This is a genomic window from Acidiluteibacter ferrifornacis, from assembly GCF_009909615.1.
Lineage (GTDB): Bacteria > Bacteroidota > Bacteroidia > Flavobacteriales_E > Vicingaceae > Acidiluteibacter > Acidiluteibacter ferrifornacis.
Map to the genome: position 1 here is coordinate 190,367 of NZ_WWNE01000007.1, position 12,030 is coordinate 202,396.

General features: G+C 36.1%; 11 protein-coding genes. 5 read left to right on the forward strand and 6 right to left on the reverse strand.

Annotated features, from left to right (window positions below; genetic code table 11):
- Positions 1–273: 273 nt before the first annotated feature.
- Both GQN54_RS15615 and GQN54_RS09575 read left to right on the forward strand, forming a co-directional pair.
- Positions 274–417 carry a hypothetical protein gene (locus GQN54_RS15615; protein ID WP_160633317.1) on the forward strand — a complete coding sequence of 48 codons (144 nt, stop codon included), beginning with the start codon at positions 274–276 and terminating at the stop codon, positions 415–417.
- A complete protein-coding gene (locus GQN54_RS09575) occupies positions 418–2,211 on the forward strand; it encodes a T9SS type B sorting domain-containing protein (protein ID WP_160633318.1) in 1,794 nt (597 codons plus the stop codon). It abuts the gene before it with no gap.
- A 139-nt stretch (positions 2,212–2,350) separates the two neighbouring features.
- On the opposite strand, the gene priA is transcribed toward GQN54_RS09575, so the two are convergent.
- The 5 genes from priA to GQN54_RS09600 all read right to left on the reverse strand — a co-directional run bounded on the left by priA (position 2,351) and on the right by GQN54_RS09600 (position 8,428).
- Positions 2,351–4,834, reverse strand: a complete 2,484-nt coding sequence (gene priA, locus GQN54_RS09580; protein WP_160633319.1) for a replication restart helicase PriA — start codon at positions 4,832–4,834, stop codon at positions 2,351–2,353.
- Positions 4,835–5,806: a 6-phosphofructokinase gene (gene pfkA, locus GQN54_RS09585; protein WP_160633320.1), complete on the reverse strand. Its 972-nt coding sequence runs from the start codon at positions 5,804–5,806 to the stop codon at positions 4,835–4,837.
- Between the two features lie 212 nt (positions 5,807–6,018).
- Entirely contained in the window at positions 6,019–7,560 is a 1,542-nt protein-coding gene (gene rny, locus GQN54_RS09590) for a ribonuclease Y (protein ID WP_160633321.1), read from the reverse strand.
- Positions 7,561–7,845: 285 nt separating this feature from the next.
- Positions 7,846–8,133 carry a cell division protein ZapA gene (locus GQN54_RS09595; protein WP_160633322.1) on the reverse strand — a complete coding sequence of 96 codons (288 nt, stop codon included), beginning with the start codon at positions 8,131–8,133 and terminating at the stop codon, positions 7,846–7,848.
- A gap of 10 nt (positions 8,134–8,143) precedes the next feature.
- Complete coding sequence (locus GQN54_RS09600; protein WP_160633323.1) at positions 8,144–8,428, reverse strand: hypothetical protein; 285 nt, start codon at positions 8,426–8,428, stop codon at positions 8,144–8,146.
- 160 nt (positions 8,429–8,588) lie between these two features.
- Here GQN54_RS09600 and GQN54_RS09605 point away from each other — a divergent pair, with 160 nt between their 5' ends.
- Together GQN54_RS09605 and GQN54_RS09610 are read left to right on the forward strand one after the other, a co-directional pair.
- Positions 8,589–10,304, forward strand: a complete 1,716-nt coding sequence (locus tag GQN54_RS09605) for a M23 family metallopeptidase (protein WP_160633324.1) — start codon at positions 8,589–8,591, stop codon at positions 10,302–10,304.
- A gap of 40 nt (positions 10,305–10,344) precedes the next feature.
- Positions 10,345–10,995: a carboxypeptidase-like regulatory domain-containing protein gene (locus tag GQN54_RS09610; RefSeq protein WP_160633325.1), complete on the forward strand. Its 651-nt coding sequence runs from the start codon at positions 10,345–10,347 to the stop codon at positions 10,993–10,995.
- Between the two features lie 2 nt (positions 10,996–10,997).
- On the opposite strand, the gene GQN54_RS09615 is transcribed toward GQN54_RS09610, so the two are convergent.
- Positions 10,998–11,477 (reverse strand): ABC transporter ATPase, encoded by a 480-nt coding sequence (locus GQN54_RS09615; protein WP_160633326.1) that lies wholly within the window; start codon positions 11,475–11,477, stop codon positions 10,998–11,000.
- A gap of 98 nt (positions 11,478–11,575) precedes the next feature.
- Between GQN54_RS09615 and GQN54_RS15520 the strand changes: the two genes are divergently transcribed.
- Positions 11,576–12,028 (forward strand): NfeD family protein, encoded by a 453-nt coding sequence (locus tag GQN54_RS15520; protein ID WP_160633327.1) that lies wholly within the window; start codon positions 11,576–11,578, stop codon positions 12,026–12,028.
- Positions 12,029–12,030: the final 2 nt, after the last annotated feature.

Below are 12,030 nucleotides of genomic sequence, written 5' to 3' on the forward strand. Positions count from 1 at the left end.
ATTCGCTTTCGTTTTTATACGCTAAAAAGACTGCATCCTAAAGTAGGTCGTATTTTCTCACTCAATTATCAAAGAGAATTCTTAATTAATAATACCACAAATTATATCTTTTGGGGTAAAGGCAATTATCTTTAAGAAAGAGAATACTAGTAAAAAACTCTTATGATATTATTCAAAATAACTAAAACTTTACAACTTGATGAATAAAAATAAATTACTGCAAAATAGCTTTATTTTGCTTGCAGTATTCACCTTAAATAGTTTTACAACGTATTGGGCAAGCAACATACCATTAGCCGTTTGAATGCAACCAATCAGCACCAAATTAAATTGAGTAACGTACAACCAGGCATTTATTTTTACCGTCTACTTGTTAACGATGCTGCTAGTGAAAGCGGTAAATTAATCATTGAATAGTTGAGAACAGTTTTAACCATAATTATTTTGTTTTGGGCGGTGCAGTGCACCGCCCAAAATTTAATCCCTAATTTTTCCTTTGAAGATACTTCAACAAATGTATGGAGGTATTATTTGCCTGATCAATGGAGAGTGATTGGGACGGGAAATACCCAGCCAGAATATTATAACGAATATCACGATCAATATTGGACAGTACCACAAAGTGCTTTCGGTTTTCAATATGCCCAAAATGGAAATAAGTATATAGGAATGAGAATATACCAATTTGCAACAATAGGTTGGAAACAAACGAGAGATTATATTCAAACGGATTTGAATCAGCCCTTAATGACTGATTCCATTTATTGTTTTCGGATTCATGTGAATCTACCAGATTCTTTTACCCACGCTTCTCGCAATCAATTGGGTATTTATTTGTCCAATAATCGTGTTTCGTCTAATTCTAGCTACAACCTGCCTTACACTCCACAAATTATTGTTTCTCCATCCAATTACATTACTGAAACCAAAAATTGGGCGGTGTACAATCATACCTATAAAGCTTTAGGTGGCGAAAAAGTATTGACAATGGGAAATTTTAATGACACAACAGCAATTGATACACTTTATGTTGGAGGGAGCAAAAGGGAAGATAGTTACTACGGTACATACTATTTTATTGATAACCTCTATTTAGGGAGTTGTGCTACTTTGCCGTTGAGTTATGATGGCAGTATTGGGGTGCAGTTAGATAGTGCATTGTGCTACACCAGCCTTGTAGATGCCATACTCCATTACACCAATACCGGTGAAGAATGGTTGGATTTTACAAGAGATACGTTGCACATTACTACTACGGTTAAACGCAATGGGTTTGTGGTGCAAATCCTACAACAGGAAGTGAATTCCAATAGTTACAATCCCATTCCTACAGAAGCATTGTTTGGAGGTAATACCTCAAAAATTCCGATCCAAGGGTTGGATTTTACTACTTTGGGTGCCAATTATGAGTTGAGCATAACGGCTACCTTTAATCGAGATGAAGTAAGTTCCAATAATCAATGGGATACTGTTTTTGTGCCCAACCACCAAGTGGATGATGTTACCATTTCAGCAGATACAATTTGTAAAGAAGAATCCATTCAATTGGTGAGAAACAACTCCAATGGGAATGCCCAATGGCAATACAGTCAAGATGCAGTTGTGTGGGCGAACCTCAGTGCTGGTGACACAGCCAATCACATTCCTACGGCTAGTCCGATGTATTATCGGTTAAGCGTGTGTAATGCGTTGTTTTCTGATACGTTTCAAGTGGTTCAAAGTAATCCACCAAAACTAAAAGATTCAATAGTCAATTATTGTCAAAACATCACACAAACCATTGTTCCACATTTCGAAGAATCTATTTCTGCAATTAATTGGTACAACACTCCTTCAGCGCCCACCCCTTTTTATCAAGGCTTTTCTTATCGCTTTAAAGTCAGTAACAATCAGACGTTCTATTTAGAAACAGAAATTGATGGGTGTAAAGCGGAAGAAAGAAGTAAAATAGAAGTCATTGTAGACCCTTGTGCGTTAATTATCCCTTCCTTTTTTACGCCCAACGGCGATGGAGATAATGATACTTGGGAGTTGGGAAATACCAAAGGCTTACCGATAGACATTACTATTTATAATACATGGGGAACCAAAGTAGCACAATGGAAAAATAACCCTTCTTGGGATGGTTACCATGTGGCAAGTGGAATGTATTTATACATCATCAAACACGATGGAAAAACCTACAAAGGAAAGTTGAGTGTGTGGAAGTAGTTGCCGATGCTCATAGCTTTGTTATCCAGAGCGGAGAAGTTTATACTAAGAGCAGACGAAGTGAAGGGTGGACAAAGGATAAATTGATCTAACAGCAAAGCAATTCCATAATTAACCATTCACAATTAACAATTAGTAATTAATACGGATCCACATCAAAAATCACACGCACACCTTTGAATTCATTCCGATGAATAGCATTGGTATAAATCTTCATTAGGTGGTCTTTAGAGGCTTGTATCGAAGCCGACTTTTCTACCTTAAGAATAATCTGTTTGTGGTAGCTGTTTCTAATCTTCGCAATAGCAGGAAACTCAGGACCCAACACTCGATTACCAAAAATGGCTTTCATGTCTCTTGCAAAAAAGTCAGCAGCAATATTCAGTTCTGCAGCCTTTCGATGTTTTAGAGTTATTCGAATCAATCGATAGTAGGGTGGATATTTAAAATTCCGCCGATCAATCACTTCATTTTTAAACATGGTGTGGTAATCGTGATCAATTACATTTCGAATAATCTGATGGTCGGGATTATACGATTGAATAATAACTTTCCCACGCTTACTTTTACGTCCTGCTCGACCTGACACTTGTGACATTAATTGATAACTGCGTTCGTACGATCTAAAATCAGGAAAATGCAGCATATTGTCTGCATTTAGAATTCCGACCAAACTGACATTGCTAAAATCCAGCCCTTTAGTCACCATCTGAGTACCTACCAAAATCTGAACCTCTTGATTTTCAAACTGATTAATAATAGTATGATACGCATTTTTGGCTCTTGTGGTATCTAAATCCATTCGAGCTACTTTCACATCAGGGAAGTAGATTCCAATTTCTTCCTCAATTTTTTCCGTTCCAAAACCTTTTACTTTTATAGCAGTATCTCCACAAGCAGGACAGACTTTTGGTGTAGCAATTGAATATCCACAGTAATGGCAATTTAATCGATTGGTGTATTTATGATAAGTTAGTCCAACATCACAATTCTTGCATTCTGCAGTATGACCGCAGGTTTCACAAATCATAATCGGAGAATATCCCCTTCGGTTTTGGAACAAAATAATTTGTTCTTTATTTTCTAGTGCTTCCTCCATTGCTTCAAACAACAGGGGAGAAAACAATGATTTCATTTTTTTCTTTTTCGTGGCATCCTTAATATCTGCGCATAAAACCTCAGGCATTTGGACGTTCCCAAAACGCTTGAACATTTCGACTAACTGATACTTTCCATCCTTAGCATTTCGATAACTTTCAATAGATGGTGTAGCAGAACCCAGCAACACATTAGCTTTATGCATATTCGCCAATACAATACTCGCATCACGGGCTTGATATCTTGGAGCAGGATCGTATTGTTTAAATGTATTTTCATGTTCTTCATCTACAATTACCAACCCGAGGTGGCTGTAGGGCAAAAACATTGCTGAACGCGCACCCAAAATAACTTGGAATCGGCTATTTTCATTAGTAGGGTCAAATTTTAAAACTTCATTCCATACTTCAGCACGTTCATTTTCATTGTATCTAGAATGATACACTCCTACTTTATCTCCAAACACTTTTTGCAATCGTCCAACAATTTGTGCCGTCAACGCAATTTCAGGTAAAAGATACAACACTTGCTTATTGGCCTTCAACGCTTCTTCTATCAACTGAATGTACACTTCAGTCTTTCCAGAAGAGGTTACTCCATGTAACAATGTTACTTTCCCTTCTGAAAAAGCTGATTTGATTTCGCTAAATGCGCGCAACTGTTCTTCGTTCAAGTCGTAGGATTCTTGTTGAGCTTCAGCCATCTTAATTCGATTAACTTCTTCTTCGTAGATTTCAAAAACCTCCTTCTTTACTAATGCATTAATAATAGCCGGTGAGATATTGGCTGTCTTTTGTAAATCTACTTTGCGAACCGCTTTGGGCTGCTTAGAATATCGCTGATTCAATTGAATAAATCCCATCAAAGCTTCAACTTGCTTTCCCGCTCGAGAAATTTCATCAAATATTAGCTTCAATTGTTCTTCATCATTCGCGCGCGGCGAAAGCCGAACATAGCTTTCCATTTTAGGTTTATAGCGTCGTTTTAATTCCTCTTCAACTACAATCGCTTTTTTCTCAATCAGTTTTTTAATGTATCCATGTATATTTTTGATGCCTAAAATCTCAGCAATCTCAGCTACATTCAATTCATTCCGAACCTCTAATGCTTCTACAATTAAATATTCATTATCAGACAAATCATCAATAACATCTCGAAAATTCTCATGCAGCAATATCTTTGTTTCACTTGCCAATTTTAATGAAGAAGGCAAAGCGGCATTCATTACATCTCCCGGATTCGCCATGTAATAGGACTCAATCCACTTCCAAAATTTCAACTGAAATGAATTGACAATAGGATATTCATCCAATACGGCCTCAATGTATTTGGCTTCATAATCAGGAGCTTTCTCATGAATTTTAACTATTATGCCAGTATATAACTTAGTTCCTTTACCAAATTGAGCAATCACTCGCTTTCCTACTTGAATTTCTTCACTAAATTCAACAGGAACTCTATACGTATATAAATTAGGTATAGGAAGTGGTAGAACTAAATCAACAAAATAAGTAACTCGACTCATTTAGGTAGATAGGATTTCTGCTAAACGAAGCAAGTTTTCATTCAATTTATTGTGGTGCTTAATGGCTTTTTCATATGGTGTATAAGCGATTTGATTATTTACCACTCCCACCATCTGATTCGTTTTACCCTCCAACAATGCTTCTACAGCTGCGACTCCCAATCGACTAGCCAATACTCGATCAGCCGCCGATGGACTTCCACCTCTTTGAATGTGTCCTAATACTGTCACTTTAGTATCGTAAAAATCAAATTTCTCCTTTACTTTACGTGCTACTTCAGCAGCATTTCCGGCATCATCGCCTTCAGCTACCATGATAATGGCACTCGATTTATGCTGTTCTCTTCCCTTCTCTATCTTTTGAATCAGAGTGTCTATGTATGTTGGAGTCTCAGGTACTAGTATCGCCTCAGCTCCAACACCTATACCACTTCGAAGTGCGATAAATCCAGCATCTCTTCCCATTACTTCTACAAAGAATAACCGGTCATGAGAACTAGCAGTATCTCTAATTTTATCCACTGCTTCAACTACAGTATTTAAAGCGGTGTCATACCCAATAGTGTTGTCGGTACCAAACAAATCATTATCAATCGTACCTGGCACTCCAATCGAAGGGATACCATATTCAGCCTCAAATATCTTAGCACCAGTAAAAGTTCCATCACCTCCAATAGCAACTAATCCTTCTATTCCTGCAGTTTTTAGACTCTCATAAGCCTTTTTCCGACCTTCCTTTGTTCGAAAAGCAGCACTACGCGCAGACTTTATAATAGTCCCTCCACGTTGAATAATCCCACTCACATCCTTAGATTCTAAGCGGTGGATATCTCCAGCGATCATACCATCATAAGCTCGATGTATTCCGTAAACTTCTATATTATTGTAAATGCCAGTTCGAACCACTGCTCTAACTGCTGCATTCATACCAGGCGAATCTCCTCCTGAAGTAAACACTCCTATTTTTTTCATAGTAGAATAGATTGAAGGTTAAAATTAATCTTTTTATGATGGTAATCGAGCAAATAAGAATGCTAAAAAAATAGCGATTATTAATAGGAACTTTATATGGGTTATTTCAATAAAAGTCATTTATTATGAATAATCCACCATTAACTGTATAAAATACAAAAACCCCCAATCTTAATGAATAGATTGAGGGCTTGAGATAATCTTTGGTAAAATTACTTGGCGTAATTTACTGCTCTTTTTTCTCTAATAACGGTGACTTTTACTTGACCTGGATAAGTCATTTCAGTCTGAATCTTCTGAGCAATGTCGAATGATAAAGTATCTGCTTCTAAATCAGATATTTTTTCACTTTCTACAATTACTCTTAACTCTCTACCTGCTTGAATTGCGTATGCTTTAGTTACTCCATTATGCGACATTCCAAGAGACTCTAACTCTTTAATTCGATTGATATATGATTCAACAATTTCTCTTCGAGCACCTGGACGTGCACCTGAAACGGCATCACAAACTTGAACAATTGGAGAAATCAATGATGTCATTTCAATTTCGTCGTGGTGAGCTCCAATCGCATTACATACTTCTGGCTTCTCTTTATACTTCTCCGCCAACTTCATCCCTAAAATTGCGTGTGGCAATTCTGGTTCATCATCTGGCACTTTACCTATATCGTGCAATAGTCCTGCTCGCTTTGCTACTTTCGCATTTAAACCTAACTCACTAGCCATAGTAGCACATAAATTCGCAACTTCTCTACTGTGTTGCAATAAGTTTTGACCATAAGAAGAACGATACTTCATACGCCCTACCATACGAATCAATTCAGGGTGTAATCCATGAATTCCAAGATCGATACATGTTTTCTTACCAGTATCTATGATTTCTTCTTCCAATTGTTTCATGGTTTTTGCAACCACTTCCTCAATTCTGGCTGGGTGAATTCTACCATCAGAAATTAACTGGTGTAAAGCCAAACGAGCACATTCTCTTCTAATTGGATCGAAGCAAGAAAGAATAATTGCTTCAGGGGTATCGTCAACTATGATTTCAACACCTGTTGCAGCTTCAAGAGCTCTAATATTTCTACCTTCACGACCAATAATTCGTCCTTTCAATTCATCACTTTCAATATTAAACACTGAAACTGAATTCTCAATAGCTTGTTCGGTAGCTACTCTCTGAATGGTTTGAACGACAATTTTCTTAGCGTCTTTGTTGGCGTTGATCTTCGCTTCATCTACAATGTCTTTAATATAAGACATGGCCTCAGTTTTAGCCTCAGCTTTCAATGCTTCTACTAATTGAGCTTTTGCATCCTCAGCACTTAATCCAGCGATGGTTTCCAATTGTTCTACTTGCCTTCTTCTATCCTTTTCAAGATCTTCTTGCTTGCGTTGAACGATTTCTAATTGTTTATCTAGATTTTCTTTAATCGCCTGAACTTCTTTATCTTTCTTGTTAACCTCATTCAACCGCTGGTTATATGTATTTTCCTTTTGTTTGATTCGGTTCTCACCGTCAGACATTTTTCGCTCACGCTCACTAATAACCTTCTCGTGCTCCTCTTTTAGTTGCAAAAACTTCTCTTTGGCCTGCAGGATTTTGTCCTTTTTAATAACCTCTGCCTCAGCTTTCGCTTCCTCAATGATGTCAGCATTTCTTTTTTCTATTGCTTTCTTTAACCCAAAGAAAACAACGGCTGCCCCTACTCCAATTCCAATGAGCAAACCAATAATGATACTTACTATATCCATTCGTTTATTAATTTATTTAAATAAAAAAACCCGGGCAAATTTGACGTTTGAGTAAACCCCTAATAAAAGGATTTGAGTTTTCCGGATAACCGCAGACTTCCAACGTCTCTCAATAAATTGAGAAATCCCCTAGTCTAAACTAGGCTAAATAAAGGCCTGTCTTTGGCATCACTAAGTTAAACTCACGCTGTTAAGCATGTTGAGTTTACCAAACATTACAAATTTGCACGGGCATGCATTTTCCCACTTGAGTGGGTATACTTTAAGAACGCTTCTTTTTTTATGTTATAAGAACTTCGACACCAATGCGTCCAGTTCTTCCAACTCTTCTCTCAATCCGTTATCTTCAATGATGTCTTTCGACTCCAACTCTATGGCTTTGGTGGCATATTCTAATGCACACATGGCCAATAAATCTTGTTTATCTTTCACTGCATATTTGCTCTCGTAATCTTTAACTATTTCGTTAATACGTTTAGCCGCTTTACGAATAAGTTCCTCTTCTTCTTCTCCACTAACTGTAAGTGGATAAGGACGATTTGCAATAATTACCTTTATTGAAAGATTCCTCACGGATTAATCATTACTTGTTAAATTGTGCTATGCACTTATCTACTTCCCGTACAAGTTCGTTTAATTTCAACTTCATTTCTCGATTGCTGCCATCTGTCGATTGTCCAGCAATTTTTAAAATTTTGTTTTTATCATTCAACTCGTTCAATTCTCCCCTTAAATCAGCTATTTCTTGTTGCAACTCTTCTACACGTTTCTTCTCTTGTTCTAATTGCTCCAACGTTAGTTGATGCTTCTTTACTAACTCTAACAATTTAGCTTTAATACCCTTAACTGTCAAACTTAGATTTTCCACTTCTCCTTATCCGTTTATAAAATAACTGCTTTAAGTCTTTTACAAAGCTAACAATTTTTTTGAGCCATTAAGTGTTGAAATAAATATGATTTAAAATTTTACCTCCATTTTCTAAAACTTAGTTTTGTAATCGATTTAAAAAAACTCCCAGAAACTTTTTATGAAGAATTTACTTTCTATTTTGCTCATAATAAATTGTCACTTTGCATTCTCACAAGAGAAGAAATATCCACAAGATTATTTTGCTCCTCCCATGGATATTCCATTGTACCTTTCTGGAAATTTTGGAGAAATTCGAACTAATCACTTCCATGCAGGGATTGATATTAAGACTCAAGGAGTTGAAGGTATTCCTATAAAATCCGCGGCTGAAGGATTTGTAAGTCGTATAAAAATTTCACCATATGGTTATGGAAAGGCTATTTATGTGGTTCACCCCAATGGATATACAACGGTATATGGACATATCCAAAAATTCAGTGAAACCATAGAGAAATACATTAAGGCAGCTCAATACAAAAAAGAAAGTTTTAGTATTGAACTTTTCCCCATGAGTAGTGAGTTACAAGTAAAAAAAGGAGATTTAATCGCTTATTCAGGAAATACAGGAGGCTCAGGTGGCCCTCATTTGCATTTTGAAATTAGAGAAACCAAATCAGAAACGCCACTAAATGTGATGCTTTTTGGTTTTGACATCAAAGATAATATTTCACCTATCGTTCAATCCATCTATGCTTATCCTCTAGATGATACATCAACAGTAAATGGGAGCCATTCTAAAATGAGGTTTCCTGCCACAGGAAGTAATGGAAATTATCGATTATTAGTTAATGCTATTCAGGCTTATGGTAGAATTGGCTTTGGCATTGAAACCATCGACCAAGCTAATGGCGTAGGTAATCGGATAGGAGTTTATAAAATAGATTTGAAGGAAAATGATCAGCTTGTTTACAGTCATATCATCGACGGAATACCTTTCAACAAATCTCGATTTATGAATGCTCACATCGATTATGAAGAAAAAGTAAAAACTGGTAGAGCCGTGCAAAGAAGTTTTGTATTGGACAATAATCAACTCGATATTTATCAATTAGACAAAAAGTCGGGGCCTATAACTATAAATAATGGGGAGCAAACAACGATGAAATATGAATTGCAGGATGCTTATGGTAATGAAAGCGAAATCAGTTTTAGTGTTGCCGGGAAAAAGACTTCTTCAGCCAGTAGAAATGCATCAATTAAATCAAGTGAAAACCGCTATTTTAACTTTAACCGACGTAGTGTAATATTAGAGGATGATATTCTAGTGAATATCCCAGCCTACTATCTATATGAGGATTTGGAGTTTGAATTTTCTAAAGAATCCAATTCTAGATGCATTTCTCCACTCTACAATCTTCATAATAAATATACTCCATTGCATTCTTACATGAATATATCTATTAAAATGGAAGGCTTAAGCGATCGTTTAAAAGAAAAAAGCTTAATCGTTTCTACTACAAATAAAAGAAGTTTTTCAGCGGAAGGTGGAAAGTGGAACGGAGATAACCTCAATGCAAAATCAAGAACTTTTGGTAGTTATTGTATCATGGTAGATTCTACTCCACCTGTCATCGTTCCTGTTAATATAAGCAATGGAGCAAACATGAATGGAAAATGGTCTATCATGATAAAGGCCACTGACAATTTATCTGGTATAGATTACTATAGAGGTGAAGTGGATGGTAAATGGATACTATTCGAATATGATTATAAACGAAATTTATTCTTCCACTATTTTGATGGAACGATAGACAAAGGGAATCATACTTTAACTTTTGAAGTAAAAGATGGAACCAACAATTCTTCTAAAATAGAGTTGAAATTTAACAATTAATAGGAGCAGAACATTAGATATTCACTTACTTTTATAGTCTATGAAAAATATACTATCCTCACTTTTAGTATTGATTCTAATGACGATATGCAATAATGCTTTCAGTCAAGACGAATCTTCAGAACAAGATTTAATACAGTTTTCAGGAATTATTGTGACTGGAGATAGCTTAAACCCTGTTCCGTTTGCAAATATTATTGTCAAGAATACACATAGAGGGACAATGTCTGATTACTATGGGTACTTTTCATTCGTTGCTAAACCGTTAGATACCATCACCTTTTCATCTATTGGTTACAAGAAAAGTACTTTTATTGTGCCTGACTCTTTGAATGATTCTAGGTATTCATTAATTCAAATGTTGCAAAGTGACACTATTCTCTTGGATGAAGCCGTGGTTTATCCTTGGCCGACACAAGAACAATTCAAGACTGCTTTTCTAAATTTAGACATTCCTGACGATGATCTAGAAATAGCTCGAAAAAACTTGAGTGATGAGCAATTATCTGCACGTTTTGAGGCCATGCCAATGAATGGAAGTATGAACTTTAGGTTACAAATGCAACAACGGACCAATCAAATCTACTACGCCGGTCAGTACGTTCCAAATAACCTACTTAACCCAATTGCATGGGCCAAATTTGTTGAAGCCTGGAAAAGGGGTGACTTTAAACGTAAAGAGAATAAATAGTACTAAGGTAGCAGTCTAGCATGCCAACTGTTCTTAACAGTTGTTTTCCAATTGGATTCCAATTCTGCTTTATTACCTACTAAGTTATTGTAAACTACCGTTTCCGCATTTAATGCTCCGCTTTTTAGAAGCACTTCAAAATCGTGCATTTTGGTCAATTTTATTTCTCCCTCTAATTCATAGGCTACTCTTAAGCGATCAAATAGGTCCAAATCGAAGCTTTTTTCTATATGTTTGATGAATCCAACTGAAGAGTCTATACTGCAACCAGAGGCTTTTGCTTGAGCCTCATCTACCAATAAAATCAAAAATAAATTTTCTCGCACTAAGAAATTAGCAGCCAAGGGCATACCATGTGCTGCCCATGATTGAATAAACTGATCTCCCTCTTTTTGAATCGATTGCACTTCTTTATCACTCAAAAACCGATTGGCTTGATAAATCCATACTCTACTATGAGCGGCAATATTCTGATAGTCCATTTTTCTTTTTTTTCAAATTTAGGAATTCTATCATCTTTGCCACCAAATAGACTATACTTATTGATAAAAATGAATTATCTTTAACAAAAAGCAATCAAGTGAAAGAGATTCTCTATTCTAAAGAAGTGATATGGTTCATTATTGGTTTAATTTTGTTCCTTTTGGAGTTTATTTTTCCAGGATTGGTATTGCTATTTTTCGGTGTTGGAGCTTGGATTACCTCCATTGCTGCCTATCTATTCAATCTTAGTTTAGACACTCAATTACTTCTATTTATTATTTCCTCCTTACTCAGTCTTGCTGCTTTGAGAAAGCTTTTGAAAGAAAAATATATGAATAAGTCATCTTCTGATTCAGAAAATGATGCAGAACTAGATTTTGTTGGCAAAACAGCAATAGCTGTATCAACATTCGATCCGGGAGAAAGTGGAAAAGTAGAATTCAATGGTAGCAATTGGATGGCTATTTCAGACGAACCCATACAGGTAGGACAGCGTGTCAAAATAATTGCTATAAATAGCATTAAACTTACTATAACACCAATAAAATAAAC